This is a genomic window from Streptomyces sp. NPDC046308 (assembly GCF_055588065.1).
Window position 1 is genome coordinate 929507 of record NZ_JBVJFB010000001.1, and the last position, 25390, is coordinate 954896.

A 25390-nucleotide genomic window follows, 5' to 3' on the forward strand; every position below is an offset into this window, starting at 1 on the left:
CAACGGTGCACAGCCGAAATAAGGGACGACCTCATGACCGGTTCCCCCCATTTATCCGACCAGACAGCCGACGAGCGCGCCGGGTCCGGCCGCGTTCGCTGGCGTCGGTTCGCCGCCTTGACCGTCCCCGCCGTCGCCGTGACCGCCGGCCTCGGCATCGCCCTCGCACAGGGGGCGCTCGCCGCCTCGTTCGCCGTCTCGGGCCAGCAGTTCAAGGTCTCGGCGAGCAGCCTGGAGGGCGAGGGCTTCGCCCAGTACGGCAGCGTCGACGTCAACGCCCGTGAGGAACTCATCCCGGTGGCCGTCACCGCCATCCGGGAGGCCAAGCTTCACGACCTCTGCCAGTCCGTGGTCACCACGCTCCCGGTGGTCGGTGACATCTCGCTCAACCTCACCGCCGGCCGCAAGACCCCGGTGGAGGCGAGCAACCTGTTCGTCGACGCGACCCAGCTCGCGGGCGACGCCGTCTTCAGCAACATCGAGATCGGGCGGGACGCCTCGACCCTCGACAAGGGACCGGCCGAAGCGCAGGGCATGCAGGACCTGTTCGCCCAGCAGGCCGACACGGTCCGCATCAGCGATCTGCAGCAGACGGCGTGGGCGACCAACGCCGGCACCTTCAAGCTGTCCGGGCTCAGCATGAACATCAGCAAGGGCAAGAAGGAATGCTTCTGAGCCGTCGGCGGCGGTGGCAACGGTGGCGGCGCAGCAGGCCCTTCTGGGGCGGGCTGCTCGCGATCCTGGCCGGGGCGTGGATCTGCGTCCTGCCGCTGGCGCCGCTGAAGATCATGCTCCAGCAGGGGGTGGCGGGGATCCCGTCCGTCCTGATGGGCATCGTGATGATCGTGCTCGGCCTCACCACCTGGTTCGCTCCCGCTCAGCGCACGCTCGCGGGCGTCCTCACCACCCTGATCGCCACGGCCGCGCTGGTCCTGTCGAACCTGGGTGGTTTCCTGATCGGCACCCTGCTCGGCATCCTCGGCGGCGGCCTGATGTTCGCGTGGCAGCCGTACGCGGCCCCGCGCGCCGGGGATCCGGAGTCCGCGGAACGGGATTTCGCGGAACGGGACTTCGCGGAACGGAAGTGCGCGGAGCCGGATTCCGCCGTGGGTGCCGCGGCGGCCGCCGCGCCCCCTCCCCCCACCACGCACCACGATCCCCAAGGAGCACAGCCATGAGCCGTTCGCGCACCGCGCTCGTCCTCGGGACGGCCGCCGCCGGAGCCCTCGCGCTCGGCGCGGTCACCGCCCCGGTCACCGCCGCGCCCTTACCCGTGGCCGGGTCGACCACCGTCACCCCGGCCGGGCACGCCTTCCAGGCCACCCTCACGGGCAAGGCCACCCTCAAAGCCGGTTCGGTCACGGTGACCTGCAACGTCTCCGTCGCCACCGGCACGGTGCCGGCCGCCCCCGGCAACAGCAACCCGGCCGGGCCGGTGTCCTCGCCGATCTCCGCGCCGACGTACAGCTCCTGCACCTCCAGCATGCCGGGCGTGACCCCCACGGTCACGACGTCCGGCGCCTGGACCGTGTCGATGCAGGACGGTTCCCCGATCACCGCCACCATGGGCCTGCCGGTCGGCGGCCTGGTGGTCAAGACGACCGGGCTCGCCTCCTGTACGGTCACCGCCGCCCCCACGGCCCCGGCGAACGTCGGCGGCACTTGGGCCAACGGCGCCCCGTCCACCCTGACCTTCACCAACGCCTCGGTACCGGTCAAGGTCACCGGCGGGTTCGGCTGCCCCACCAGCGCGACCTCGTCCACCTTCAACGCGGTCTACCGGGTCGCCGATACCACCGATCCGGCGCAGCAGATCACCGTCGGCCCCTGACCCGACCGTCCGCCCTCGGCCCGCCCTCGGCTCGCGCCCGTTCAGGCACCGGCCCGTCCGTCCCGGTGAACTCCGGTGACGGCCGGGCCGGTTGCGTTCAGGCTGCCGAGCAGGGAGAGCGCGTGGGAGCTGGGGCTGCCCGGTTCGGCGTGGTAGATCACCACCTGCTGGCCGGGTGCTCCCCGTACGTCGAAGGCCTGGTACGTGAGGAACAGGACCCCCACGTCCGGGTGGACCAGCGCCTTGGCGTCGAGGGTCTTCCCGTAGACGGTGTGCGCGGACCACATCGCTGCGAACTCCTCGCTCGTCCCCGTGAGCAGCCGCACCAGTTCGCGCAGGCGCGGGTAGTGCGGTGCGAGGCCGGTGGACTGGCGCAGGGCGGCGACGACCGCCTCGGCCGCCCGTCGCCACTGGGCGTGGAAGACCCGTCCCGCGGGGTCGAGGAAGGTCATGCGGGCGAGGTTGTCCGCTTTCTCGAACGGTGAGAAGAGCGCGTACGCCAGGCTGTTGGCCGCGAGCAGGTCCAACGCCGGGCTGAGGACGAACGCCGGGGTGTTCGCGTACCCGTCCAGCAACTGGCGCAGCTGCGGGCTGACCGTCTCCCGCGGCCGGGTGCGCCGCCCGTCCGGCAGGGTGCCCGCCAGCCGGAACAGGTGGTCGTGTGCCTCGTGGTCCATGCGCAGGGCGGCGCCGATCGCTTCGAGGATCTGTGGCGAGGGGCTCTGCTCGCGGCCTTGTTCCAGGCGGGCGTAGTAGTCGGAGTTCATGCCAGCGAGGACGGCGACCTCCTCCCGCCGCAGGCCGGCCACCCGGCGCGGGCCGTGGGAGGCCAGTCCCACGTCGTCGGGCCGCAGCCGTGCACGGTGTGCGCGAAGGAAGTCCCCGAGGGCGTTGCCTGTCATCACGCCAGGCTAGACCGGTCCCCCGGCGCGTGCCTGGGTGCGCCGTACCCAGGCACAGCCCGTCCTGGTCCGCCCTTCGGCCGCCGCCCAGACTCCGGAGGAAGAGGCGGCCGAAAGCCGTCTGCAGGAAGGCCGTCGACGAAAGAGATCAGACATGAAGCAGACCGCCATGACCGGGACGAGGACCATCGCCGTCACCGGTGCGAGCAGCGGCATCGGGGAGGCCACGGCACGCCGTCTGGCGGCGGGCGGGCACCGGGTCCTGCTCGGCGCGCGACGCACCGAGAGGCTGGAGCGACTGGTCGGGGAGATCGCCGCGGCGGGCGGCACCGCCGCCTTCCGGACGGTGGACGTCACCGACGCGGCGGACATGCGGGGGTTCGTCGACGCGACGGTCCGCGAGTACGGCCGGATCGACGCCCTCGTGAACAACGCGGGCGTGATGCCCCTGTCGCCGCTGGCAGCGCTCAGGACCGACGAGTGGGACCGCATGATCGACGTGAACGTGCGGGGCGTCCTGCACGGGATCGCCGCCGCCCTGCCCGTGATGCGCGCCCAGGGCGGCGGGCACTTCGTCAACGTCGCCTCCATCGGCGCCTACGAGGTCTCCCCCACCGCCGCCGTCTACTGCGCCACCAAGTACGCCGTGCGCGCGATCTCCGACGGCCTGCGGCAGGAATCCGCCGGGGACATCCGCGTCACCCTCGTCTCCCCGGGCGTGACCGAGTCCGAACTCGCGGACTCCATCTCCGATCCGGAGGCGAGGGAGGCGATGAAGGCCTACCGGGCCGTGGCGCTGCCGGCCTCGGCCATCGCGGACGCGATCGCCTACGCCGTTGCCCAGCCGCCGCAGGTCGACGTGAACGAGATCGTCGTCCGCCCGGTCGCGGGCACCCGGTGACCGCCGCCGGGAGGGAGGGCGCCGAGGTGGCGCCCAACGGGAGGCAGGGCGCCGCGGTGGCGCCCACGGACTCCGCCTACGAGGGACTGGTCCGGCGCCTGCGGAACCTGGAGGACAAGGAGGCTCTGCGCACCCTCCTGGTCCGCGGCTGGCGGGCACTGGATCGCAAGGACTGGCAGACCTGGATCGACTGCTGGGCCGAGGACGCGGTGCTGGAGTTCGGACCGTGGGGCGAGACGCACGGGAAGGAGGCGATCCGGGCGACGGTGGAGGAGGCGGAAGCCCCCTACCCGGGCATGCAACACCACATCCTCAACATGCAGTTCGAGGTGGAGGGGGACCGGGCGAGCGGCATCGGCTACATGTGGTTCGTCGCCGTCACCGCACCCGAAACGACCTCGGCGACCTACTCCATGGGCGGTGCGTACGCGTGGGACTTCCGGCGCGGCCCCAAGGGCTGGCTCCTGGTCCGCCAGCAGCTCGACGTCCGGTGGACGGGCGGCGAGGACTCCCTCAGGGCCTTCGAACCGGAAATTCCGTTGCCCGCCGGGGAGCCGGGCGGTCAAGCTCGCCCTCATGTCTGAGAGCACCGAACACCAGCAACAGACCGCCCCGCGCAAGGAGCGCCGCGACGTCGGCGACCTCTTCTCGGACGGACGACTCCTCACGATCCCGCGCAGGGCCGCCCGGCGCGAGCAGTTGCTCGTCCACCTCGCGGAGACCCTCTTCGCGGTGGACCGGGAGTACACGGAGCCCGAGGTGAACGACGCGCTGCGCACCGTGCACGAGGACTGCTCGGCGCTGCGGCGGTACCTGATCACCTCGGGCCTGCTGACCCGGACCCGTGACGGGAGCAGCTACCGGCGGTCCACGACCACCCGGTAGTGGGTCGTCAGCCGACCGTCGTCGCCGATCAAGTGGAAGGCGACGGCGGGCGGTTCGTCGAGGTGGACGTGCTCGGAGTCGGCCGAGGGGTGCTCCCACGGGAGCCGCAGGGTGGAGACCACGCCCGGCGCCACCAGCACGGGTCGCCCCGCGAAGGTGGTGGCGGCCGCCGTGTGGGCGTGCCCGCACAGGAACGCGGTGAGGTGCGGGTGCCGTTCGGCCAGGGCGGCGAGCCGCTCCTCCCCGAACTGGCGGATCTCGTCGACGTACGGGGTGTGCAGCGGGACGGGCGGGTGGTGGAAGGCGACGAGGACCGGGGTCTCCCGGGGAGTGTCGGTGAGTACGCCGTCCAGCCAGGCCAGGGTGGACTCCTCCAGGAGGCCGTGGTCGGCGCCGGGAACGGAGGAGTCGCACACGGCGAGCACGAAGCCCGGGCCGCGCAGCACCTGGTCGACGGGCGCCGCGGACGAGGGGGCCCGCTCCCCCAGCAGGCCCTGCCGGAAGGCGGTCCGGTCGTCGTGGTTGCCGGGGCAGACCACCAGCGGGTGCCGCGAGCGCAGCAGCTTGGCGGCCTCCTCGTACTCGGCCGGGGCGGCATGGTCGGCTATGTCCCCGCTCACCAGTACCGCGTCCAGGTCGTACGGCAGGCCGTCGAGGTACTCCATGACGGCGCGGGTGCGGTCGGCCGCCCGCGGGCCGCCGTCGAGATGGATGTCGCTGAGGTGGGCGATCACGATCACGAGCGGTGTCTCCTTCGCCTCTGGTCGAGAGATGCGTGTGACGCCCATTCAACAGGGCTGCGGGCGGCGGTGCTCGGGCGCTTTTCCGCGGACGGGTACGGCGCGCCGGCATCGTGCCGCGGGGCCGTGCAAGAGGACGGTGATCGTCACGGCGGGGGTTGAGAACATTCCGGCGGGACCGGGGCGGAGGCGGCGCGGCGTGGCCTCACCAGGGAATCGGCCCGTCCTCGGCCAAAAGGGCGCCCGTCGGGCCGTCCTCGCCCGCCGTCGCCAGGTCAACCGCCACGGCCGCGCCCTCCTGCGCCGTGCGTATCCCGGTGTGCCGGTTGAGGTCGGTCGCGCAGTAGCCGGGACTCACCGCGTTGACCAGGATCCCTTCGGCGCGCAGTTCATTGGCGTAGAGCACGGTGATCGCGTTCAGCGCGCTCTTCGATGTGCAGTAGGGGAGGAGGACCGAGTAGGAGGCGGACCACGGGCTGCCCGGGTCGGCCAGGTGGGTGAGGGAGCCGAGTTCGCTGGACATGTTGACGATGCGTGCGGCGGCGGAGCGGCGGAGCAGGGGGAGCATGGCGTGGGTCACCGCGATGACGCCGAACACGTTGGTCTCGTAGACCTGCCGGACGGCAGCGGCGGGGGTGTCGCTCGGCTTTTGCGGTCCGGCGGCGATCGCGGCGTTGTTGACGAGGATGTCGAGGCGGCCGAACGTGGCGTCGATGTGCTGAGCGGCGGCCTGGACCGAGGTCTCGTCGGTGACGTCCAGCGGTACGAACCGTACGTCGGCGCCGTCGGCGCCGTCGGCGCGAAGTTCCTCGGCCGCCGCCTCGCCACGCTCGGCGTTGCGGGCGCCGATCAGCACGGTGATGCCGAGGGCCGCGAGCCTGCGCGCCGTTTCCTTGCCGATGCCCTTGTTCGCACCGGTGATCAGAGCAGTCTTCTGTGAAGTCGTCATGGCACCCAGCCTCCCCTCCCCAACGGGCGGCAGGGAAAGACCAGAAGACTCTGGATCTATAGTCCACGGATATGAGTGAGCTGGAGGTGCGGGAGCTGAGGTACTTCATCGCGGTCGCCGAGGAACTGAACTTCAGCCGGGCCGCCGGGCGCCTGGGGATGGCGCAGCCGCCGCTGTCGAAGGCGATCGCACAGATGGAGTCCCGGCTCGGGGTACGCCTGCTGGAGCGCACCACCCGGCAGGTGAGGCTGACCACCGCCGGTCAGGTGCTGCTCGACCAGGCCCGGATCGCGGTCGACGCGGTGCACGCGGCGGGCCGGCGGGCACGCCGGGCCGGTCAGCCGACGCCCCGGCTCGTCGTGGCGGTCAAACCGGGAGGCGATGCCGGGCTGCTGCGGGAGATCCTCGCCGCCTACCGGGGAACGGGTTCACATCTGCCGCCGCCCGAAGTCGTCGTCGGCGGCAGCGGAGAGCCGATCGCCATGCTGCGGGACGGCCGTGCCGACGTGGCGCTGCTGCGCAGTCCGTTCGACGGTCAAGGGCTGGATCACCAGACGCTCGTGGTCGAGCCGCGACTGGCCGTCCTGCCCGCCGGGCACCGCCTGGCCGGACGCCGGCGACTGCGGCTGAGCGACCTCGAGGGCGAACCGATCCCGCGCTGGAAGGGGGCCGCCCCCTCCGCCACCGCCCACTACACGGGATGCGACGGCGCGGAAGCGGGCGATGGCCGCGCAGACTTGGCGTCGGCAGACGCTCCTGAGGGGCCGATCGTGGCCGGCGTCGAGCAACTCCTGGAGGTGGTCGCGCTGGGCCAGGCGGTGGCGTTCCTGGCACGCTCCACCACCGAGCGGCACCGGCGCCCCGACATCGCATACCGGCCGGTCACCGGCCTCAGTCCCAGCGCGGTCATGGTCGCCTGGCCGGAGACCTCGCGATCCGCGGCCGTCGCCGCCTTCGTCCGAGCCGCCCACGACGTCGCCGCCCACCATCCCGACCACGTGACCGCACTGGCCTGACCGGCGTACCGGGGCGCGGCGTTCGGCACCGGGCCGAGCGCGCGAGTGAACGCCGGATGACCGGCCGAGGGGCGCGTCGCGCCCGCGGCCTCACCCCCGGTAGGTCTCCAGCAGCCGCAGCCAGATCTCGCTGATCGTCGGAAAGGCCGGAACCGCGTGCCACAGCCGCTCGATCGGCACCTCCCCCGCGACCGCGATGGTGGCCGCGTGGACCAGCTCGGCCGCGCCCGGGCCGACGAAGGTGGCTCCGAGGAGGACCTCGCGGTCGAGGTCGACGACCATGCGGGCGCGGCCGCGGTAGCCGTCGGCGTACAGCCCGGCGCCGGAGACCTTCGACAGGTCGTAGTCGACGGCCCGCACCCGGTGGCCGGCCCGTTCGGCCTCGGCCAGGGTCAGGCCGACCGCCGCGGCCTCGGGATCCGTGAAGACGGCCTGCGGCAGGGCGCGGGTGTCGGCAGTGGCCGTGTGCGCGCCCCAGGGGCCGGTGTCCAGCGGGGCGCCGGCGGCGCGGGCGGCGATGGCGGCGCCCACGATCCGGCCCTGGTACTTGCCCTGATGGGTGAGGAGCGCCCGGTGGTTGACGTCGCCGACGGCGTACAGCCAGTCGTGGCCGGGCACCCGGCAGCTGTCGTCGACGTCGATCCACGTCCCCGCGGTCAGGCCCACGGTCTCCAGTCCGATGTCGTCGGTCCGCGGCGCCCGGCCCGTCGCCATCAGCAGTTCGTCGCCCTCCAGGCTCTCGCCGCCCTCCAGCACCACCCGTACGGGCCCGCTCGAGCCGTCCCGTACGACCGCCTCGACGGAGACGTCCGTACGGATCACCGCCCCGGCCTCGCGCAGCGCGTCGGCGACCAGCTCCCCGGCGAAGTCCTCCATGCGCGGCAGCAACCCGGAGCCGCGCACCAGCATGGTGACCTGCGATCCGAGGCCCTGCCAGGCGGTGGCCATCTCGGCGGCCACCACCGATCCGCCGACGATCAGCAGCCGGCCGGGGACCGCCTGCGCCGAGGTCGCCTCGCGGCTGGTCCACGGGCGGGCGCCGGCGATGCCGGGCAGGTCCGGGACGACGGCCCGGGTGCCGGTGGCGACGACCACGGCGTGCCGGGCCGACAGTACGTGGTGCTCGCCCTCGGGGCTCGTGACGGCGACCTTGCGGGACCCGTAGAGGCGGCCGTGCCCCCGGTAGACGTGGGCGCCGATGGAGTCGAGCCAGTCGACCTGGCCCTGGTCCTTCCAGTCGCCGGTCCAGTAGTCGCGGTGCGCGAGCACCGCCGCCGTGTCCAGCGGGCCCCCGACGGCCCCTGCCAGCCCCGGCACCCGGCGCGCTTCGGCGCGGGCCAGGACCGGGCGCAGCAGCGCCTTGCTGGGCACGCAGGCCCAGTACGAGCACTCGCCGCCCACCAGTTCGCTCTCGACGAGGGCGGTGCTCAGCCCGGCGGCGACGGTCCGGTCGACGATGTTCTCGCCGGCCGGCCCCCCGCCGAGCACCACGACGTCGTACTCCACGGCTTGCGACATAGACACCTTCCAAGGGTTCCAGAGGGTCCGCCAGGACCCACAGGAATCCCGGTCAGGGGCTCATAAGCCGCCACTGTACGTGTGCTCCGCGGGACACGCCGAGATGTGCGCGGCCTCGGCATGGTGTGGCAACGGCCCGCCGACGCCCGGTTCGAGGGGCCACGCGGCGGCTCCGTCGGCGGCGTCAGGCCTGGGCGGTGGGCCGGACGACGATCTCGCCGACGTCGACGCCCTCGGGCTGCTCGATCGCGTAGCCGATGGCGGACGCGATGGCGGAGGGCGGCATGGCGATCTCGTCGCGCTGCCGGGTCATCGCGGCTGCGACCTCGGCACTGGCCCCCTTGCCGACTCCCTCGGTGTGGGTGAAGCCGGGCGAGACGAGGGTGACGCGCAGGTCCGGGCCCGATTCCTGGCGCAGACCCTCGGTGAGCACCTTCACGGCCGTCTTGGTGGCCGCGTAGACGGCCTGGGGGGACTTGACGACGTGGGCCGCGGTGGAGCCGACGTTGACGAAGTGGCCGGAGCGCTGTCGGCGGAAGACGGGCAGCGCCGCGCCGATGCCGTTGAGCAGGCCGGTGACGTGGGTGGAGACCATGGCGTCCCAGTCGTCCTGGCGCAGGTCGTCGAAGGGCGAGACGGCCATCGTGCCCGCGTTGGAGACGAGGACGTCGAGGCGGCCGAACCGGGCGACGGCCGTGTCCGTCAGGCGCCGCAGGTCCTCGCGGCGCGTGACGTCGACGACGACACCGACGGCGGTGCCGCCCCGGGCCGCGATGCCGTCCACGACCGCGTTCAGCCGGTCTTCCCTGCGGGCGCCCAGCACGAGCCGGGCGCCCCGCTCGGCGAGGTGGTGCGCGGTCGCCTCGCCGATGCCGCTGCTGGCCCCCGTGATGGCGATGACTTTCCCCTGGATGCCCGACATGATCAGCTCCCGTTCGTGGCTGTGCGCCGGTGCGCCGGTCACTGCGGTGACCTAAAGTGAAAGTGGGGGTGGCCCCACTTGTTCGAAGCTAAGTGGGGCCGTCCCCGTTTGGCAAGTTCCGGGCAGCCGAAGGGCGCCCGAGAGGGGATGGCGAGCACCGATGACCGACGGACCGAGCCGACCGTTGCGGGCCGACGCGCGGCGCAACCGGGAGAAGATCCTCACCGCTGCCGTGCGCGTGTTCACGACGCGGGGGCTGGACGCGGAGATGGAGCGCATCGCCAAGGAGGCGGGGGTGGGCAGCGCCACGCTGTACCGCAACTTCCCCACCCGTCAGGCGCTGGTCGAGGCGGTCTACCGCAACGAGCTGGCCCACCTGTGCGACGCGGTCCCCGCCCTGCTCGCTCGGCAGTCGCCCGTCGAGGCCCTGCGCGCGTGGACCCGCCTTTTCCTGGACTACGTCACCGCCAAGCACGGCATGATCGACGCGCTGCGCGCCATCGCCGCCACGGGAGGCAACCCCTACGGTCAGAGCCGGGAGATGATCCTGGCCGCCCTCACCTCGCTCATGGACGCGTGCGTGGCCGCCGGGGCGATCCGCACCGACATCGGGCCCGCCGACGTCGCCGCCGCTCTGGAGGGCATCGCCCTCACCTCGGCGGGCGCCGAACACCGCCGGCAGGCCGAGCGCCTGCTCGACCTCACCCTGGACGGCCTCGCGGTCCGCCGGTGACGACAGACACCCCGCCCGAGCGCGCCACCGCGGGGGCCCAATGCACTGCCGGGGGCCGGAGGCGATGCCTCCGGCCCCCGGTGCGGGACGTGCGGGACGTGCGGGCCGTCCGCCCTCCGGCGGAGCCGTGGACGGCCCCGCCGGCTCAGACCTCCGACGTGCCGGGGCCCTCGGTGCCGGGGGCCTGCGCGCCGCCCTGCTCCGCGGCGATCTTGGCGCGCACCTCGTCCATGTCCAGCGCGCGGGCCTGCCCGATGAGGTCCGTCAGCGCCGCCTCCGGCAGGGCGCCGGGCTGGGCGAAGATGGCCACCTGGTCCCTGACGATCATCAGGGTCGGGATCGAGGTGATCTGGAAGGCACCCGCCAGCTCCTGCTGCGCCTCGGTGTCCACCTTGGCGAAGAGCAGGTCGGGATGGGCCTCCGAGGCCCGCTCGTAGACCGGGGCGAACTGCAGGCACGGCCGGCACCAGCCCGCCCAGAAGTCGATCAGCACGAACGGGTTCTCGCTGACCGTCTGGTCGAAGTTTTCCTTGGTGAGCTCGACTGTAGCCACGGTGTCCAGACCTCCTGATTGAACCGACTGCTCCTTGAACGAACGACCCGCCCCGAGCATTCCGCCCCACCCCGGACAGGCTCTAGAAGGGGTGGGCGGCCGGGGTGCTGCGGGCCGTGGTCCAGCGCAGTTCCGTGAAGGCGTCCAGGTTGGCCTCGCCGCCGAAGCGGGCGCCGGTGCCGGAGGCGCCGACCCCGCCGAACGGGGCGACGGCCTCGTCGTTGACGGTCTGGTCGTTGACGTGCGCGATCCCGGTGGGGATCCGCTCGGCCAGGTCGAGCCCGCGCGCCGCGTCCCGGGTCACGATCCCGAGGGAGAGGCCGTACGGGCCCGCCGAGGCCAGGGCCACCGCCTCGTCCTCCGTCGCGAAGGACCGTACGGGCGCCACCGGGCCGAAGACCTCCTCGGAGTAGGCGGGAGTGTCCTCGTCGGCGCCCGCCAGGACGGTCGGCCGGTAGAAGAGGTCCCGGTGGGTGCCGCCCGCGACGAGCTTGGCCCCGGCCTCGGTGCTGGCCTCCACCAGGGCGTGCACGCGGTCCACCTGGGCGCGGTCGATCAGTGGCCCCAGGTGGACCTGCTCGCGGTACGGGTCGCCCACCGCCAGTTCCTCGGCGCGCGCGGCGAGCCGCTCGACGTACTCGTCGTAGAGCGAGGCGTGTACGAGGTGGCGCCCGGCGGTCATGCAGATCTGGCCCTGGTGGAAGAAGGTGCCCCAGGTGGCCTGGGCGACGGCGGCCTCGACGTCGGCGTCGCGCAGCACGACCAGGGCGGAGTTGCCGCCCAACTCCAGGTGAGTGCGCTTGAGGTGACGGCCCGCCAGTTCGGCGACGGCGCGGCCGGCCGTCGTCGATCCGGTGAACGACACCACCCGGACCCGCGGGTCGGCGACCACCGCTGCGCCCGTTCCGGCACCCCCGGGCAGGACGTGCAGCAGCCCCGTCGGCAGCCCGGCGGCGGCGAACACGGCGGCGAGGGCGAGTCCGCCGCAGACGGCGGTCCGCCGGTCCGGCTTGAGCAGCACCGCGTTGCCGAGTGCCAGGGCCGGCGCGACCGAGCGGATCGCCAGGATCAGCGGGGCGTTGAACGGGGCCACCACCCCGACCACCCCGGCCGGGACCCGCCGGGTGAAGGACAGTCGCGGCGCCTCGCTCGGCAGCACCTGCCCGACCGGGCGCGAGGCCAGCGCGGCGGCCTCGTAGCACTCCTGCGCGGCGACGTGCAGCTCGAAGCCGGCCTTGCCGGGTATCGAGCCCGATTCGCGGACCAGCCACTCCCGCAGCTCGTCGGCGTGGGCGGCGAACAGGTCCCCGGCGCGGCGCAGCACTGCGGCCCGCTCCGGGTGGGGAACGCGCGCCCAGTCCTGCTGCGCGGCGCGGGCCCGTACGGCGGCCTCCGCCACGTCGGCGGGAGCGGCGAGGGCGAGGGTGGCGAGGGTGCGGCCGGTGGCGGGTTCGACGACCGGGGCGGCGCCGCCGGTGAGGGTGGGTCCGTCCTGCCAGAGCGTCGGGTCGAGGAGCGGCATGGCGCGGGGCCTCCGGGTGGGGATGGGCGGGGTGCCGGGCGGGGGGGGGCGGCAGCACGCGTCATCGTGCCAGACGGAAGGCTCCAGTTCTGTTCAGTTATTGGGCAGTTGACGGCGGGCTCTGACCGGAAACGGTCGGCGCCCTGGTGGGGCAGGTGCACCACCAGGGCCGTGCCGCGACGGGCTCAGCGCTCCAGCACGAGCGCGATGCCCTGCCCGACGCCGATGCACAGCGCCGCCATGCCGGTGCCGGAGCCCGCCGCCGCCAGCTGGTGGGCGACCGAACCGGCCAGGCGGGCGCCCGAGGCACCGAGCGGGTGGCCGATCGCGATGGCGCCGCCGCGCGGGTTGACCACGGCCGGGTCCAGCTCCGGCCAGGCCGCCAGGCAGCCCAACGCCTGCGCCGCGAAAGCCTCGTTGAGTTCGAGGACGGTGAGGTCGGACAGCCCGCGGCCGGCCTTGCCCAGGGCCTGCTGCACCGCGTCCACCGGGCCCAGCCCGAAGAGCTGGGGCTCGATCCCCGTCACGGCGGAGGCGCTGATCCGGGCGAGCGGCTCCCGGCCGGTGGCGGCCAGGCCCGCCTCGTCGGTCAACAGCAGGGCCGCGGCGCCGTCGTTGAGCGGGGAGGCGTTGCCGGCCGTGACCGTACCCCGCCCGTCCGTCCGGAAGGCCGGCTTCAGCCGGGCCAGCGCCTCGGGGGTGGAACCCTCGCGGATGCACTCGTCCCGTACGAGGTCCACGCCCTCGTAGGGCACGACCTCCCCGTCGTAGAGCCCGGCGGCCCAGGCGGCCGCGGCCTTGCGGTGGCTCTCCAGGGCGAAGGCGTCCTGTGCCTCGCGGGTGACGGCGTACTTGTCGGCGACGAGTTCGGCGCCCTCACCGAGCGAGCCGGTCCACTCCGCGGGCATCCGCGGGTTGGTCATCCGCCAGCCGAGGGTGGTGGACCACATCTGCTGGTGCCCGGCGGGGAAGGCCCGTTCGGGCTTCTGGACCACCCAGGGGGCGCGGCTCATCGACTCGACGCCGCCCGCGATGGCCACGGAGGCGTCACCCAGCGCGATGGCGCGGGCGGCCTGGATCACGGCTTCGAGGCCGGACCCGCACAGCCGGTTGACGGTGACCCCGGGGACGCTCACCGGGAGACCGGCCAGCAGGACGGCCATCCGTGCCACGTCGCGGTTGTCCTCGCCCGCGCCGTTGGCGTCGCCGAAGACGACGTCGTCGATGCGGGCCGGGTCGAGGTCGGGCGTACGGTCCACCAGCGCGCGCACCACGTGCGCGGCCAGGTCGTCCGGGCGGACCCCGGCGAGGGCCCCGCCGAACTTTCCGATCGGGGTGCGGACGGCGTCGACGACGTAGACGTCGCGGACGGTGCGGATGCTCATGGGGTCTCTCCTGGGCGGATCCGTACGGCGGTGGCGCACCGGCGCCGTGTGGGCACCGATGCCGGTGTGGGCACGACGCCGGTGTGGGCATCGCGACACGCCGCCGGGCACGCCCGGTGGGGCGCGCCCGCAGTCTCCGTCCGCACGTCACCGCCTGTCAACGGCCCGCCGGCGACCCATCGGCCCGGCCGGGACGGAACGGGCCACGGGAAGGGGGCGGCGGGCCGGGGCCACGGGCAGGGGCGGCGGGCCGGGGCGCCCGAGCAGCGCGCCGTCAGGTCGACGCGCGGTGCACGGCCTCGGCCGTCATCAGGTCGTGCCGCTCCGTGACCTCCGACGGCTCGCGCACCGCGTGGTCCACCAGCGAGGCCAGGTGGTCCCCGGTCGGCATCTCCAGGCGCACCGTGCTCAGCCGGGGCCGCAGCAGCCGCCCGATGAGCAGGTCGTCGGCGCCCATGACGGCGACGTCCTCGGGGATCCGCAGCCCCTCGTCCTGGAAGGCGCGCATCAGCAGCATCGCGTACTCGTCGTTGTAGGCGAAGACCGAGTCCAGCCCGAGCGTGCGCCAGCGGGCCGCGAGCGCCGCCGCCGAGTCCTCGGAGTACGCCATCGGCACGGGCTCGACCCGTACGTCCTCGGTACCCGCCGCGCCCGCCGCACCCGCCGCGGAGCGGGCGCCCGCCAGCCGGGGCGCGGAGAACAGCTCCAGCCCCTCCTCCTCCGGGACGACCACGCCGATCCGCCGCCGGCCCCGCTCGACGAGATGGGCCGCGGCGCGGGCGCCCACCTCCTGCTGGTCCATGACGAGTGCGTGCGCCCCGGGTACGCCGACCGGGCCCATGGTGATCACCGCGCGGGCCCCGGCCCGCTTGAGGGTGGCGACGTTGCGCGCCGAGAGGCTGATCTCGCCCAGGGATATCACCGCCACCGGACGCAGTTCCGCCCACGCCCGCACGGCCTCGTCCCCGCCGAGGCCGAGGCTGCCGTACTGCACCACGGTGTAGTCGAGCCGGCGCAGGGCCCACTGGAGTTCGTTGAGGAAGGCGCTGTACAGGGGGCCGATCGGCACGTTCGGGGTGGGGAGCAGCACGATCCGGGTGTGCCCGGCGCGCAGACTGCGGGCGGCCGCGTGCGGGACGTAACCGAGTTCCTCGGCGGCCTCGCGGACCTTGCGGCGGGTCGGCTCGCTGATGCGTACGGCTTCCGCGTTGTTCAGCACGTACGAGACCGTCGCGCGCGAGACCCCGGCGAGGCGGGCCACGTCGGCGCTGGTCGGAACGGCGGGTTGTGGCGTGGCCGATCCGGAAGCCGCGTTCGGCGGCTTCGGCGACTTCGATGACTGAGACATTGCCGTGGCATCCTTCCAGACCCATTGCGGCCCGGGGCCGGCGGATGGCCTGAAACGACCCTGAGCCTCGCCCCGCTGCTCGGCGCCGGCCTGATGCCGGGAGCGCCGGTGGTCCCCTCGCTGGTCCGGCTCGCCGATCCGGGCCGGCTGATCTCGCCGGAGCGGGCCCCTGGCGGGCTGGATCCAGGGCCGATGCCAGGGCCTGGCCACCTGGGCCGACGCTCCACGGTTCGAGCCCGCCCACGACTGCGCGGCTGTTACCGCCGGCCCCTCAGACCGCGCGCGGCATGCAGGCCAGCTGATCCCGCGCGTCCCACGACTCGGTGATGACGAAGCCGAGCCGTTCGTGCGGGGCGGTGGTCTCGGTCCGCCAACTCCCCACCGGCACGGGTAGTCGTGCCCGGCTGGTCCCCGTACCGTCTACCTACCGAACGGTAATAGGGGGAGTGGTTCGCGATGTCGGATGTCTCAGCCGGCCTGGTCGAGATGGCCGCGGCGCTCGCAGAAGGCAGTGTGTCCGCACGGCAGTTGACGGAGCAGGCGCTGCGTCGGATCGCGGCGGCGCAGCCGGAGCTGAACGCCTTCCGGACCGTACGCGCCGACGCCGCGCTCGTCGAGGCGGACGCGGCGGACCGGCGGCTGGCCGCGGGCGAGCGGCTGCCCCTGCTGGGCGTACCGCTCGCGGTCAAGGACGACATGGACCTGGCCGGGGAGCCGACCGCGTTCGGCTGCGCCGGGCCCTTCTCCCCCAAGACGGCCGACTGCGAGGCGGTACGGAGGCTGCGCGCGGCCGGTGCGGTCATCGTCGGCAAGACCCAGACGCCGGAGCTCGGGCAGTGGCCCTTCACCGAGGGCGACGCCTTCGGCGCGACCCGCAATCCGTGGAACCGGGCCTATTCGCCCGGCGGTTCCTCGGGCGGCTCGGCGGCGGCCGTGGCGGCGGGCCTGGTTCCGGCGGCGCTCGGTTCGGACGGTGCCGGTTCGGTCCGGATCCCCGCGGCCTGGACCCACCTGATCGGCGTGAAACCGCAGCGCGGGCGCATCTCCACCTGGCCGGAGCCGGAGTCCTTCCACGGGCTCACGGTCAACGGCGTACTGGCCCGTACCGTCGCCGACGCGGCGCTCCTGCTGGACGCCGCGAGCGGCCCGCACCCCGAGGACCTGCACCGCCCGGCCCGCATCTCGGCGGTCGAGGCGGCCCGGCGCACCCCGCGCCGGCTGCGGATCGCCCTCTCCTTCGGGATGCCCTTCACCGCGACGCCCAAATCACTGGACCCGCAGGTGCGTTCCGCGGTGGAGCGGCTGGCCGGGCGGCTGGAGGCACTGGGGCACGAGGTGGTCCCGGAGGACCCGCGGTACGGCCCGATCGGGCTGACCTTCGTGCCCCGCGCGACCAGCGGCGTACGGGACTGGGCGGCGCGGGTGCCGGATCCGGCGCTGCTGGACCCGCGTACGCACGAGGCGGTACGGACCGGCCGGATCCTGGGCGGGCTGGCCCTGCGGGTCTCCCGCCGGGCGGAGGCGGCCCTGGGGCGGCGGGTCGGTGAGATCTTCGGCCGTTTCGACGTGGTGCTGACCCCGACGACCGCCACTGCGCCGCTGCGGATCGGTGCGCTGGCCGGTCTCGGTGCCATGGCCACGGACCGGGCGATGATCGCCGCCTGCCCGTACGCCTGGACGTGGAACGTCCTCGGCTGGCCGGGGGTGAACGTCCCGGCGGGGTTCACTGCCGAGGGGCTGCCGATGGGAGCCCAGTTGCTGGGCCCGGCGGACTCGGAGCCGCTGCTGCTGGCGCTGGCCGCTCAGGTGGAGGCGGCGCACGACTGGGCGGCGCGGTGGCCGGATCCGGTACGGGCCGGCGTATGAGGCGGTGCGTGAGAGCCGGCGCCTGTCGGCCGCGTGGCCGGAGTGCCGAGAGTGATCCTCCGTGACAGGCTGAACGGGGGGATCTCGCCGGTCCGGCCACCGCGCCGGCCCCGCACCCGAGGAGACCGACATGGCCAGTGACGCCGGCAGGACCCAGGCAGGCCAAGGGCAACCGCGCCCCTGGCACGCGCCCACGTCCGGTACCACCCTCCTGGCGGGAGTGCTGATGGTCTTCGGCGGGGCGATGGCGTTCCTCGAAGGGATCGCTGCCGTCGCCAGCGACGACCTGTTCGTCGTGACGCGCCACTACGTGTTCGAGTTCAGCCTGACCGGCTGGGGCTGGATCCACCTCATCCTGGGCATCGCCCTCGTCGTCGCCGGGTGCGCCGTACTCGCCGGAGCCCTGTGGGGGCGCTACTTCGGCATCGTGGTCGCCGGACTGGGCGCGATCGCCAACTTCCTGTGGATCCCGTACTACCCCTGGTGGGCGCTGACCCTGGTCGTCGTCAACCTCTTCATCGTCTGGGCCCTGTGCACGGGCTCGCACCGGGAAGCGGACATGACCTGACCGCCCGACGCGGCCGCGCGGGGGCACGGGCGCGCACCCGGTAACCTCGGCGGGATGACGGCACTTTCGCATCACGGCGGCGGCTACACCGACCAGCCCGGCCGCGACGGGGACACGGCGACCACCGAGGCCGACCCGCGCGCCATCGGCCCCGTACGCACCGAGTACGCTCCCGACCCCGACGGCGACCCCGATCCCGGCGAGATCGTGTGGACCTGGGTCCCGTACGAGGAGAACGACGGCCGCGGCAAGGACCGGCCGGTGCTGGTCGTCGCGCGGGAGGCGGGCGGGCGGACGCTGCTCGCCGTACAGCTGTCCAGCAAGCGGCACGACCACGACCGGGAGTGGGTGCCGATCGGGACCGGACCCTGGGACAGCGCGGGCCGCGAGTCCTGGGTGGACGTCGACCGGGTGCTGCGGGTGCACGAGTCAGGGATGCGGCGCGAGGCCTGTGCGCTGGACCGGGGACGCTTCCGGCTGGTCGTCGACCGGCTGCGCGAGCGCTACGGCTGGACGTAGGGGCCGACCCGAACCGACGCGGGACGGGGTGGGACGGCGCGACCGGGCCCTTGCTCATCCCAGCCCATACCGACCTGTCCCGGCCCCCGTCCCGCCTTCAGGCCCCGAAATCCGCGAAGGCGCGCTCGAAGGCCTGCCGCGTCTCGGGCTTGCGGTCCAGCACCCCGAACACCACTTGTTCGAACACTCCCGCGAACCGGCCGGCCAGGAGTCCCCGGAAGGCCTCCGCCACCTGCGCCGGGTCGTTCTGGAACACCCCGCAGCCCCACGCCCCCAGTACCAGTCGCCGGTAGCCGTGCAGCGCGGCCACTTCCAGCACGAGCTCCGCCCGCCGGGCCAGCGCCGCCGGGATCTCCGCCACCCGCTGCGGCTCCTGCCGCCGGATCGTGCCCGCGTTCGGGGCGGGAGAGGTCAGGAAACCGACCCGGAACGGGGTCTCCAGCAGTTCGCCCCGGTCATCGCGGAAAACGGGCACCCCGGGCGAGTGAATCACCCGGTCGGTGTAGAAGGTGCTGCGCTCCGCCCGGTGGACCTCGTAGTACTCCGGGGCCTCGAGCAGGGTCTCGTAGAGGGCCGAGGCGCGGCACAGCGCCTCCTCCTGGGCCTTGGCCCCGCGGACGTAACCGCCCCCGGGATTGCGGGCCGAGGCGAAGTTCAGGGCCGCCACCGGGGCGGCGTCCGGGCCGGGCGGGCCGGCCTGGCCGCCCGTCGCGAGCCTGCGGGCCGCGACCGTGGTGCTCTCGTCCGTGACCTGGACGGCCGTCGGTTCGCTCCCACGAACGCCCTCTCCGTCTGGAGCGACCCGGTTTGGTCCATATATCCTGGTTCCTGCCTTGGCCTCCGCCAGGGCGGCGGCCAGGGAGACCTGCCGCCCCGACCGCGTCCGGTAGCCACCGGCCGCCAGGATCTCCGCGTTCTCCCGCGCGATCTCGCGCAATCTGCTGCTCACGCCGCCATCCTCTGCATCCCGGCCACCGGCGGCAAAGGAATTTGTGCCCCAGGAAGGGGTAGGCACGGGTGATGTCACGGCCGACCACAGGAGACGAGGACCCGGTATGCCCCAGGACTCACCCACTCCCCCACCCGCGACCGCCCCACCCCCCACCGCCTCCCTGAGCGAGACCCAGGCGGAGGAGCTGATCCACGGCATCTGTTTCAAGACCGGCCCGCCCCGCCTCGTCGGCGCGGAGCTCGAATGGCTGGTCCTGGATGCCGAACGGCCCGAACAGCCCCTGCCCGCCGAGCGGCTGAGGGCCGCGCACGCCGCCGCCCGCGCGCTGCCCCTGAACTCGCGGCTGACCGTCGAACCCGGCGGCCAGCTCGAACTCAGCTCGGCCCCCGCCGCCTCCCTCAGTGGATGCGTGGACGGCCTGCAGGCCGACCTCACGGCCGTCCGCGCCGCCCTGGAAGCCCGCGGACTAATCCTGCGCGGCCTCGGCCGCGATCCGCGCCTCCCGTACCGGCGGCTGCTGAACAGCCCGCGCTACGACGCGATGGAGGCCTACTTCGACCGTACCGGCCCGGCCGGGCGCGTCATGATGTGCGCCTCCGCCTCCGTGCAGGTCTGCGTGGACGCCGGGTACGAGGAGCCGGGCGTGCTCGGTCACGGTCGGCGCTGGCGCCTCGCGCACCTGCTGGGCGCGGTCCTGGTGGCCGCGTTCGCCAACTCCCCCGCGGACGAGGGCCCGTACGCCGGCTGGCGCTGCGCCCGTCAGGGCGTGTGGATCGACATCGACAGCCGGCGCGCCCTCGCGCCGCCGCTGGAGGCCGAGCCGCGGGCCGCGTGGACGCGGCAGGCGCTGGACACCGAGGTGATGTGCGTCCGCTCCTACGAGGGCGAACCGTGGGAGATCCCGCGCGGCACGACCTTCCGCGACTGGCTGCGTACGGCCGGCGACGCCGAGCGGCCGGAGCGCGCCGGTCCCGCGGGCCGCCCCGTGCTGCGGGCGCCCACCGTCGAGGACCTGGAGTACCACCTGACCACGCTGTTCCCGCCGGTGCGGCCGCGCGGCCACCTCGAGCTGCGGATGATCGACGCGCAACCCGGCGACGACGGCTGGCTGGTCCCGCTGGCGGTCGTGCACGCGCTGTTCGACGATCCGGAGGCGGCCGAGACGGCGTACCGCGCGACGAAGGCGCTGTCCGACGCGCACGGCCCGCGACCCTCACCCCGCAATCCGCTGTGGCGATCCGCCGCCCGGCACGGTCTGGCCGATCCGGAGCTGCGGACCGCCGCGACGGCCTGTTTCCTGGCCGCGGCCGAGGCCCTGCCCCGGCTGGGCGCGAGCGAGCACGTCCAGGAGACGGTCGCGGCGTTCACCGAGCGTTTCGTGCTGCGCGGCCGCTGTCCGGCCGACGATCCGTCCCCCCTGCTCACCGGGAAGGAGGCCCGCCGGTGACCACCTCATACCCGTCCCGGGAAGCCCTGCGGGAGCGGGCGGCCGCCGCCCTGACCGCCGCGCGCGTGCGGACCGCCGGGCTCACCGACGCCGTGAGCGACGCGGACCTGACCGCCCAGCACTCGCCGCTGATGTCCCCGCTCGTCTGGGACCTCGCGCACATCGGGAACCAGGAGGAGCTCTGGCTGCTGCGCAACGTCGCCGGCCGCGAGTCCATGCGCCCCGAGATCAACCCGCTCTACGACGCCTTCGAGCATCCCCGCGCCGAGCGGCCCAAGCTGCCGCTGCTCGGGCCCGAGGAGGCCCGCCGGTACGCGGCCGAGGTCCGCGGCCGGGTCTTCGACCTGCTGGAGCGCACCCCACTGGAGGGCAGTGCGCTCCTCGACGACGGCTTCGCCTTCGGGATGATCGCTCAGCACGAACAGCAGCACGACGAAACGATGCTGATCACCCATCAGCTGCGGCGGGGAGCGCCCGTGCTGACCGCTCCGGATCCGGACGCCCCGTACGAACCCCCGCTCGCCGCCGAAGTCCTGGTCCCCGGAGGCCCCTTCACCATGGGAACCTCCGCCGAGCCGTGGTCGCTGGACAACGAGCGGCCCGCCCACGTCCGGGACGTCCCGTCCTTCTGGATCGACACGGTACCGGTGACCAACGCCGCCTACCTGGCCTTCATCGCGGACGGCGGCTACCGCGAGCCCCGCTGGTGGGCGGCGGCGGGCTGGCAGCAGATCCGCGAACACTCCATAGAGGCCCCGCTGTTCTGGCACCGCGAGGCGGGCCAGTGGCTGCGCCGCCGCTTCGGGGTGACCGAGCCGGTGCCCGAGGACGAGCCGGTGCTGCACGTCAGCTGGTACGAGGCGGACGCCTACGCCCGCTGGGCGGGGCGGCGGCTGCCGACGGAGACGGAGTGGGAGAAGGCGGCCCGCTTCGATCCGGTCACCGGCCGCTCGGCCCGCTACCCGTGGGGCGACGCGGACCCGACCCCGGCCCTGGCCAATCTGGGGCAGCGCCACCTGCGCCCGGCGCGTGCGGGCAGCTACCCGGCCGGGGCCTCCCCGCTCGGGGTGCGCCAGCTGATCGGCGACGTGTGGGAGTGGACCGCGTCCGACTTCCTGCCCTACCCCGGGTTCCGGGCGTTCCCCTACCGGGAGTACTCGGAGGTGTTCTTCGGCCCGGAGCACAAGGTGCTGCGGGGCGGTTCCTTCGCGGTGGACCCGGTGGCCTGCCGGGGCACCTTCCGCAACTGGGACCTTCCGGTGCGCCGGCAGATCTTCTCCGGCTTCCGGACCGCGAGGGATGTCTGATGTGCCGTCATATTGCTTATCTGGGACCGGTGGTGGAGCTGCGGCGGCTGCTGAGCGAGCCCGAGCACTCACTGGTGCGCCAGTCCTGGCAGCCGCGCCGGCAGCGCTCCGGCACGGTCAACGCCGACGGCTTCGGCATCGGCTGGTACGCGCAGGACGACCCGGTGCCCGCCCGCTACCGGCGGTCCGGGCCCGTCTGGTCCGACCTGACCTTCGCCGACCTGACCCGGGTGGTGCGCAGCGGGGCCGTACTGGCCGCCGTACGGGACTCCACGCTGCCCGGGGCCGACGGGGAGGCGGCGGCCGCGCCGTTCTCGGACGGGCCGTGGCTGTTCAGCCACAACGGTGCGATTCGCGGCTGGCCGGACGCGGCGGCCCCGCTCGCGGCCGGGCTGCCACCCGAGGAGCTGCTCCGGCTGGCCGCGCGCACGGATTCGGCGCTGGTCTGGGCGCTGGTCCTGCACCGGCTGCGGGCCGGGGACGACCTGGGCACGGCGCTGGCCGAGCCGGTCCGGGAGCTGGCCACGGCGGCTCCCGGCTCCCGGCTGAACCTGCTGGTGACCGACGGCGTCGCCATCGCCGCCACGGCATGGGGGGATTCGCTCTGGTACCTGGCCGACCCGGGCGCCCGGCGCACCGTGGTGGCCTCCGAGCCGTACGACGACGACCCCCGGTGGTGCGAAGTGCCCGACCGGACCCTCCTGACCGCCACCCGCACGCGGGTCGAACTGACCCCGCTCAAGGAGAACTCGCCGTGACCGACTTCCAGTTGACCCGGACCCTCGACGAGCACGCGGCGGAGACCGCGCTGCGCTCGGACGTGCTGCACGGGCTCACGCACTTCCCGAAGGTGCTGCCGCCCAAGTGGTTCTACGACGCGCGGGGCAGTGAGCTCTTCGAGGAGATCACCCGGTTGCCCGAGTACTACCCGACCCGCGCGGAGCGGGAGATCCTGCTGGAGCGGGCCCGGGAGATCGCCTCCGAGAGCGGCGCCCGCACCTTGGTGGAGCTGGGCTCGGGCTCCTCGGAGAAGACCCGGCACCTGATCGAGGCGATGCCCGCGCTGGACACCTACGTACCGGTGGACGTGAGCGAGAGCGCCTTGCGGGGGGCGGCCGAGACGCTGCTCGCGGAGCACCCGGGGCTGCGGGTGCACGCGCTGCTGGCCGACTTCACGCGCGCACTGCGGCTGCCCGACTCCCCCGGGCCCCGGTTGGTGGTGTTCCTGGGCGGCACGATCGGCAACCTGCTGCCGCCGGAGCGCGCGGTGTTCCTGGCGTCGGTGCGGGCGATGCTGTCGCCCGGGGACGCGCTGCTGATGGGGACGGACCTGGTCAAGGACGAGGCCGTGCTGGTGGCGGCGTACGACGACTCGCGGGGGGTGACGGCCGAGTTCAACAAGAACGTGCTGGCGGTCGTCAACCGGGAGCTGGACGCCGACTTCCACACCGCCGACTTCGCGCACGTGGCGGTGTGGAACAAGGAGCAGGAGTGGATCGAGATGAGGCTGCGCGCCCGGGCGGAGCTGGTGGTGAAGATCCGGGCGCTGGATCTCGTGGTGCCGTTCGCGGCGGGCGAGGAGATCCTCACGGAGGTCTCGGCGAAGTTCCGTCAGGAGGGCGTGCGCAAGGAGCTGGCGGCGGCGGGGCTGGAGCTGACCCAGTGGTGGACGGACGCGGCGGGCCGGTTCGCGCTGTCCTTGTCGGTCGCCGACGGCGCGGCCGGCTGAGTCGGCAGGCCGGGGAGCGGGGTTCGGGCTGAGGCTCCGAGCACGGCCTGCTGAGCTGCTGCCGCGAGGTCCCGCCGGTGCGCGTACCGGCCCGGCGGGATCCGCGGCAGCAGCCTGACCTCGGCCCGTACGCCGCGGGCCCGGGCGATCCGCCACAGCGAGGCGGTCAGCGGGTCGTCCCCGACGAAGGCGGGCGCCCCGGCCGGGGTCCCGTCCCAGTGGAGGTAGGCGAGCCGTACCGGCTGTACGGGGACCCGGGCGTCCAGCGCCGACTGGAAGGCGGCCCGGCGGAAGGTCCCCTGGGCGCGGCCGCACCACGTGGATCCCTCGGGGAAGACGGTGACGCGGTCGCCGGCGAGCAGCGCGCCGGTGATGGAGCCGACGGTGGCGGGCAGGGCGCGGATCTTGTCGCGCTCGATGAAGAGGGTCCCGGCGCGCCCGGCGAGGCGGCCGAGGACCGGCCAGGCGCGGATGTCGCTCTTGGCCAGCATCCGGCAGGGCACGGCGGCGGCGACGAGCGGGACGTCCAGCCAGGAGACGTGGTTGGGGACGAGGAGGCGGCCGCCGTCCGGGCCGGGGCTGCCGTGCACGGTGATCCGTATGCCGAAGGCCCTTACCAGCGCGGTCGACCAGGCCCGGACCAGTGTGTGCCGGGGGCCGGCCGGCAGCAGCCGCAGCGGCGGGGAGCCCAGGATCGCCAGCAGGATCAGGGCGACGGCGGCGATGAGCCGGAGCACCGCCCGCGGAACGCTCGCGGTGCCCCCCTCGTGGCCCGCACAGGCCTCGGGGGTGCAGGGCGAGGTGGGGAGCCAGACGCTCATGCGCCCGGGACGAGCGAGCGGAAGTGCTTCAGGTAGCGCGGGTTCGTGCGGCGCAGCGAGAGCAGCACGTACAGGTCGGCGCAGCCGAACTCGGCGTCGAGGGCGGGTTCGCCGCAGACCCAGGCGCCGAGGCGCAGGTATCCGCGCAGCAGCGGGGGCAGCTCCATGCGGTCGGGGAAGGTGACGCCCTCGGGGTTCCAGGGGAGGTGCGGAGTGACCCGGTACTCCTCGGGGGCGCGGCTGCGGGTCAGGGCGGCCTCGCGGGTGGCGGCGGCCAGGACCCCGCCGTCGGCGAGCGGTATCGAGCAGCAGCCGGCGAGCCAGTTGTGCCCGGAGCGGTCCATGTAGTGGGCGAGGCCGGCCCAGATGAGGGCGATGACGGCGCCGTTGCGGTGGTCGGGGTGGACGCAGGAACGGCCGACCTCGACCAGGTCGGGGCGGATGGGGGCGAGGGCGGAGAGGTCGAATTCACCCTCGGAGTAGAGGCGGCCGGCGACGGCGGCGCGCTCCGGGGGCAGCAGCCGGTAGGTGCCGACGACCTGCTCGGTCTCCTCCTCGATGACGAGGAGGTGGTCGCAGTACGCGTCGAAGGCGTCGGAGTCGAGGCCGGGCTCGGGCCCGTCCAGGCGGGCGCCGAGCTCCCCGGCGAAGACCTGGTGGCGCAGGCGCTGGGCGGCGCGCACCTCGGACTCGTCGCGGGCGAGGCGTACGGCGTAGTGGGGGCCGGCGGTCGGCGCGGCGGCCCGGGGCGCGGTGGGAGCGAGGGGGGTGGGGCCGGTGGGGACGGCGAGGGCGGAGGGGGGCGTCAGGGGGGACGGGGACAGGGGGGACGGGGACAGGGGTGCGATGGTCATGGCGGCTCCTGATCCGGGCACGGAGGGCCAGGCCGGCAGGTGCGTGGCCTGGCTCCTTTACTTCTTCCGTGACCGGCTGGATTCGACATGACCGCTCAGCGGCCCTTGGATGTGCGGACGCT

27 protein-coding genes are annotated in these 25390 nt (G+C 73.9%); 15 read left to right on the forward strand and 12 right to left on the reverse strand.

Going from position 1 to position 25390, the window contains the following annotated elements; translation table 11 throughout:
* Positions 1-33 precede the first annotated feature (33 nt).
* From ACZ6JT_RS04150 to ACZ6JT_RS04160, 3 genes are read left to right on the forward strand one after another with little or no spacing between them, the layout of a single operon-like run.
* Entirely contained in the window at positions 34-675 is a 642-nt protein-coding gene (locus ACZ6JT_RS04150; RefSeq protein ID WP_469206959.1) for a DUF6230 family protein, read from the forward strand.
* A complete protein-coding gene (locus tag ACZ6JT_RS04155) occupies positions 666-1178 on the forward strand; it encodes a DUF6114 domain-containing protein (RefSeq protein ID WP_469206961.1) in 513 nt (170 codons plus the stop codon). The genes ACZ6JT_RS04150 and ACZ6JT_RS04155 overlap by 10 nt, the downstream gene beginning before the upstream one ends.
* Complete coding sequence (locus ACZ6JT_RS04160; protein ID WP_469206963.1) at positions 1175-1831, forward strand: hypothetical protein; 657 nt, start codon at positions 1175-1177, stop codon at positions 1829-1831. The genes ACZ6JT_RS04155 and ACZ6JT_RS04160 overlap by 4 nt, the downstream gene beginning before the upstream one ends.
* A 41-nt stretch (positions 1832-1872) precedes the next feature.
* Here the strand turns inward: ACZ6JT_RS04160 and ACZ6JT_RS04165 are convergent, their stop codons facing one another.
* Positions 1873-2733 (reverse strand): helix-turn-helix transcriptional regulator, encoded by an 861-nt coding sequence (locus ACZ6JT_RS04165; protein ID WP_469206965.1) that lies wholly within the window; start codon positions 2731-2733, stop codon positions 1873-1875.
* Between the two features lie 154 nt (positions 2734-2887).
* On the opposite strand from ACZ6JT_RS04165, the gene ACZ6JT_RS04170 reads away from it, so the two are divergent.
* The 3 genes from ACZ6JT_RS04170 to ACZ6JT_RS04180 are packed head-to-tail and all read left to right on the forward strand — an operon-like array spanning position 2888 to position 4519.
* Positions 2888-3634 (forward strand): SDR family oxidoreductase, encoded by a 747-nt coding sequence (locus ACZ6JT_RS04170; protein ID WP_469206967.1) that lies wholly within the window; start codon positions 2888-2890, stop codon positions 3632-3634.
* A 26-nt stretch (positions 3635-3660) separates the two neighbouring features.
* Positions 3661-4218 carry a nuclear transport factor 2 family protein gene (locus tag ACZ6JT_RS04175; RefSeq protein ID WP_469206970.1) on the forward strand — a complete coding sequence of 186 codons (558 nt, stop codon included), beginning with the start codon at positions 3661-3663 and terminating at the stop codon, positions 4216-4218.
* A complete protein-coding gene (locus ACZ6JT_RS04180; RefSeq protein ID WP_469206971.1) occupies positions 4211-4519 on the forward strand; it encodes a DUF2087 domain-containing protein in 309 nt (102 codons plus the stop codon). Before ACZ6JT_RS04175 ends, ACZ6JT_RS04180 begins: the two co-directional genes overlap by 8 nt.
* Here the strand turns inward: ACZ6JT_RS04180 and ACZ6JT_RS04185 are convergent.
* On the reverse strand, positions 4492-5259 hold the full coding sequence (locus tag ACZ6JT_RS04185; protein WP_469206973.1) for a metallophosphoesterase: 768 nt from the start codon (positions 5257-5259) through the stop codon (positions 4492-4494). The two genes, ACZ6JT_RS04180 and ACZ6JT_RS04185, sit on opposite strands and share 28 nt — an antisense overlap.
* A gap of 205 nt (positions 5260-5464) precedes the next feature.
* Positions 5465-6208, reverse strand: a complete 744-nt coding sequence (locus ACZ6JT_RS04190) for an SDR family oxidoreductase (protein ID WP_469206975.1) — start codon at positions 6206-6208, stop codon at positions 5465-5467.
* A gap of 71 nt (positions 6209-6279) precedes the next feature.
* Between ACZ6JT_RS04190 and ACZ6JT_RS04195 the strand changes: the two genes are divergently transcribed.
* On the forward strand, positions 6280-7224 hold the full coding sequence (locus tag ACZ6JT_RS04195) for a LysR family transcriptional regulator (protein WP_469206977.1): 945 nt from the start codon (positions 6280-6282) through the stop codon (positions 7222-7224).
* A gap of 90 nt (positions 7225-7314) precedes the next feature.
* Here ACZ6JT_RS04195 and ACZ6JT_RS04200 read toward each other — a convergent pair whose 3' ends face one another.
* Complete coding sequence (locus ACZ6JT_RS04200; protein WP_469208179.1) at positions 7315-8742, reverse strand: dihydrolipoyl dehydrogenase family protein; 1428 nt, start codon at positions 8740-8742, stop codon at positions 7315-7317.
* A 184-nt stretch (positions 8743-8926) separates the two neighbouring features.
* Positions 8927-9664, reverse strand: a complete 738-nt coding sequence (locus tag ACZ6JT_RS04205; protein ID WP_469208181.1) for an SDR family oxidoreductase — start codon at positions 9662-9664, stop codon at positions 8927-8929.
* Positions 9665-9824: 160 nt separating this feature from the next.
* Between ACZ6JT_RS04205 and ACZ6JT_RS04210 the strand changes: the two genes are divergently transcribed.
* Entirely contained in the window at positions 9825-10397 is a 573-nt protein-coding gene (locus ACZ6JT_RS04210) for a TetR/AcrR family transcriptional regulator (RefSeq protein WP_469206979.1), read from the forward strand.
* A 145-nt stretch (positions 10398-10542) separates the two neighbouring features.
* Here ACZ6JT_RS04210 and ACZ6JT_RS04215 read toward each other — a convergent pair whose 3' ends face one another.
* The 4 genes from ACZ6JT_RS04215 to ACZ6JT_RS04230 all read right to left on the reverse strand — a co-directional run bounded on the left by ACZ6JT_RS04215 (position 10543) and on the right by ACZ6JT_RS04230 (position 15205).
* Entirely contained in the window at positions 10543-10950 is a 408-nt protein-coding gene (locus tag ACZ6JT_RS04215) for a thioredoxin family protein (protein ID WP_469206981.1), read from the reverse strand.
* 82 nt (positions 10951-11032) lie between these two features.
* On the reverse strand, positions 11033-12472 hold the full coding sequence (locus tag ACZ6JT_RS04220; protein WP_469206983.1) for an aldehyde dehydrogenase family protein: 1440 nt from the start codon (positions 12470-12472) through the stop codon (positions 11033-11035).
* A gap of 185 nt (positions 12473-12657) precedes the next feature.
* The gene (locus ACZ6JT_RS04225) at positions 12658-13857 is read right to left on the reverse strand and encodes a thiolase family protein (RefSeq protein ID WP_469206985.1); all 1200 of its coding nucleotides are present in this window, start codon (positions 13855-13857) and stop codon (positions 12658-12660) included.
* A gap of 274 nt (positions 13858-14131) precedes the next feature.
* Positions 14132-15205 (reverse strand): LacI family DNA-binding transcriptional regulator, encoded by a 1074-nt coding sequence (locus ACZ6JT_RS04230; RefSeq protein ID WP_469206987.1) that lies wholly within the window; start codon positions 15203-15205, stop codon positions 14132-14134.
* Positions 15206-15661: 456 nt separating this feature from the next.
* Here ACZ6JT_RS04230 and ACZ6JT_RS04235 point away from each other — a divergent pair, with 456 nt between their 5' ends.
* From ACZ6JT_RS04235 to ACZ6JT_RS04245, 3 genes are all read left to right on the forward strand, one after another.
* Entirely contained in the window at positions 15662-17071 is a 1410-nt protein-coding gene (locus tag ACZ6JT_RS04235; RefSeq protein WP_469206989.1) for an amidase, read from the forward strand.
* A 130-nt stretch (positions 17072-17201) separates the two neighbouring features.
* A complete protein-coding gene (locus tag ACZ6JT_RS04240; protein WP_469206991.1) occupies positions 17202-17639 on the forward strand; it encodes a DUF7144 family membrane protein in 438 nt (145 codons plus the stop codon).
* Between the two features lie 54 nt (positions 17640-17693).
* Positions 17694-18158 (forward strand): type II toxin-antitoxin system PemK/MazF family toxin, encoded by a 465-nt coding sequence (locus ACZ6JT_RS04245; RefSeq protein ID WP_469206993.1) that lies wholly within the window; start codon positions 17694-17696, stop codon positions 18156-18158.
* A gap of 97 nt (positions 18159-18255) precedes the next feature.
* Here ACZ6JT_RS04245 and ACZ6JT_RS04250 read toward each other — a convergent pair whose 3' ends face one another.
* A complete protein-coding gene (locus tag ACZ6JT_RS04250; protein ID WP_469206995.1) occupies positions 18256-19107 on the reverse strand; it encodes a TIGR02452 family protein in 852 nt (283 codons plus the stop codon).
* Positions 19108-19213: 106 nt separating this feature from the next.
* Here ACZ6JT_RS04250 and egtA point away from each other — a divergent pair, with 106 nt between their 5' ends.
* From egtA to egtD, 4 genes are read left to right on the forward strand one after another with little or no spacing between them, the layout of a single operon-like run.
* Positions 19214-20557: an ergothioneine biosynthesis glutamate--cysteine ligase EgtA gene (gene egtA, locus ACZ6JT_RS04255; RefSeq protein WP_469206997.1), complete on the forward strand. Its 1344-nt coding sequence runs from the start codon at positions 19214-19216 to the stop codon at positions 20555-20557.
* Positions 20554-21864 (forward strand): ergothioneine biosynthesis protein EgtB, encoded by a 1311-nt coding sequence (gene egtB / locus ACZ6JT_RS04260; protein ID WP_469206999.1) that lies wholly within the window; start codon positions 20554-20556, stop codon positions 21862-21864. Before egtA ends, egtB begins: the two co-directional genes overlap by 4 nt.
* Positions 21864-22622 carry an ergothioneine biosynthesis protein EgtC gene (gene egtC, locus ACZ6JT_RS04265; RefSeq protein ID WP_469207002.1) on the forward strand — a complete coding sequence of 253 codons (759 nt, stop codon included), beginning with the start codon at positions 21864-21866 and terminating at the stop codon, positions 22620-22622. The genes egtB and egtC overlap by 1 nt, the downstream gene beginning before the upstream one ends.
* The gene (gene egtD, locus ACZ6JT_RS04270; RefSeq protein WP_469207004.1) at positions 22619-23593 is read left to right on the forward strand and encodes an L-histidine N(alpha)-methyltransferase; all 975 of its coding nucleotides are present in this window, start codon (positions 22619-22621) and stop codon (positions 23591-23593) included. The genes egtC and egtD overlap by 4 nt, the downstream gene beginning before the upstream one ends.
* On the opposite strand, the gene ACZ6JT_RS04275 is transcribed toward egtD, so the two are convergent.
* Together ACZ6JT_RS04275 and ACZ6JT_RS04280 are read right to left on the reverse strand one after the other, a co-directional pair.
* On the reverse strand, positions 23476-24414 hold the full coding sequence (locus ACZ6JT_RS04275) for a lysophospholipid acyltransferase family protein (RefSeq protein WP_469207006.1): 939 nt from the start codon (positions 24412-24414) through the stop codon (positions 23476-23478). The genes egtD and ACZ6JT_RS04275 overlap by 118 nt on opposite strands.
* Positions 24411-25268, reverse strand: coding sequence for a GNAT family N-acetyltransferase (locus ACZ6JT_RS04280; protein WP_469207008.1), 858 nt, complete (start codon positions 25266-25268; stop codon positions 24411-24413). Before ACZ6JT_RS04280 ends, ACZ6JT_RS04275 begins: the two co-directional genes overlap by 4 nt.
* Positions 25269-25390: the final 122 nt, after the last annotated feature.

Coding starts and splice junctions, on each gene's coding strand:
- ACZ6JT_RS04150 (WP_469206959.1), top strand. CDS start 34: ATGACCGGTTCCCCCCATTTATCCGACCAGACAGCCGACGAGCGCGCC.
- ACZ6JT_RS04155 (WP_469206961.1), top strand. CDS start 666: ATGCTTCTGAGCCGTCGGCGGCGGTGGCAACGGTGGCGGCGCAGCAGG.
- ACZ6JT_RS04160 (WP_469206963.1), top strand. CDS start 1,175: ATGAGCCGTTCGCGCACCGCGCTCGTCCTCGGGACGGCCGCCGCCGGA.
- ACZ6JT_RS04165 (WP_469206965.1), bottom strand. CDS start 2,733: ATGACAGGCAACGCCCTCGGGGACTTCCTTCGCGCACACCGTGCACGG.
- ACZ6JT_RS04170 (WP_469206967.1), top strand. CDS start 2,888: ATGAAGCAGACCGCCATGACCGGGACGAGGACCATCGCCGTCACCGGT.
- ACZ6JT_RS04180 (WP_469206971.1), top strand. CDS start 4,211: ATGTCTGAGAGCACCGAACACCAGCAACAGACCGCCCCGCGCAAGGAG.
- ACZ6JT_RS04190 (WP_469206975.1), bottom strand. CDS start 6,208: ATGACGACTTCACAGAAGACTGCTCTGATCACCGGTGCGAACAAGGGC.
- ACZ6JT_RS04195 (WP_469206977.1), top strand. CDS start 6,280: ATGAGTGAGCTGGAGGTGCGGGAGCTGAGGTACTTCATCGCGGTCGCC.
- ACZ6JT_RS04200 (WP_469208179.1), bottom strand. CDS start 8,742: ATGTCGCAAGCCGTGGAGTACGACGTCGTGGTGCTCGGCGGGGGGCCG.
- ACZ6JT_RS04205 (WP_469208181.1), bottom strand. CDS start 9,664: ATGTCGGGCATCCAGGGGAAAGTCATCGCCATCACGGGGGCCAGCAGC.
- ACZ6JT_RS04210 (WP_469206979.1), top strand. CDS start 9,825: ATGACCGACGGACCGAGCCGACCGTTGCGGGCCGACGCGCGGCGCAAC.
- ACZ6JT_RS04220 (WP_469206983.1), bottom strand. CDS start 12,472: ATGCCGCTCCTCGACCCGACGCTCTGGCAGGACGGACCCACCCTCACC.
- ACZ6JT_RS04225 (WP_469206985.1), bottom strand. CDS start 13,857: ATGAGCATCCGCACCGTCCGCGACGTCTACGTCGTCGACGCCGTCCGC.
- ACZ6JT_RS04230 (WP_469206987.1), bottom strand. CDS start 15,205: ATGTCTCAGTCATCGAAGTCGCCGAAGCCGCCGAACGCGGCTTCCGGA.
- ACZ6JT_RS04235 (WP_469206989.1), top strand. CDS start 15,662: ATGTCGGATGTCTCAGCCGGCCTGGTCGAGATGGCCGCGGCGCTCGCA.
- ACZ6JT_RS04240 (WP_469206991.1), top strand. CDS start 17,202: ATGGCCAGTGACGCCGGCAGGACCCAGGCAGGCCAAGGGCAACCGCGC.
- ACZ6JT_RS04245 (WP_469206993.1), top strand. CDS start 17,694: ATGACGGCACTTTCGCATCACGGCGGCGGCTACACCGACCAGCCCGGC.
- egtA (WP_469206997.1), top strand. CDS start 19,214: ATGCCCCAGGACTCACCCACTCCCCCACCCGCGACCGCCCCACCCCCC.
- egtC (WP_469207002.1), top strand. CDS start 21,864: ATGTGCCGTCATATTGCTTATCTGGGACCGGTGGTGGAGCTGCGGCGG.
- ACZ6JT_RS04275 (WP_469207006.1), bottom strand. CDS start 24,414: ATGAGCGTCTGGCTCCCCACCTCGCCCTGCACCCCCGAGGCCTGTGCG.
- ACZ6JT_RS04280 (WP_469207008.1), bottom strand. CDS start 25,268: ATGACCATCGCACCCCTGTCCCCGTCCCCCCTGTCCCCGTCCCCCCTG.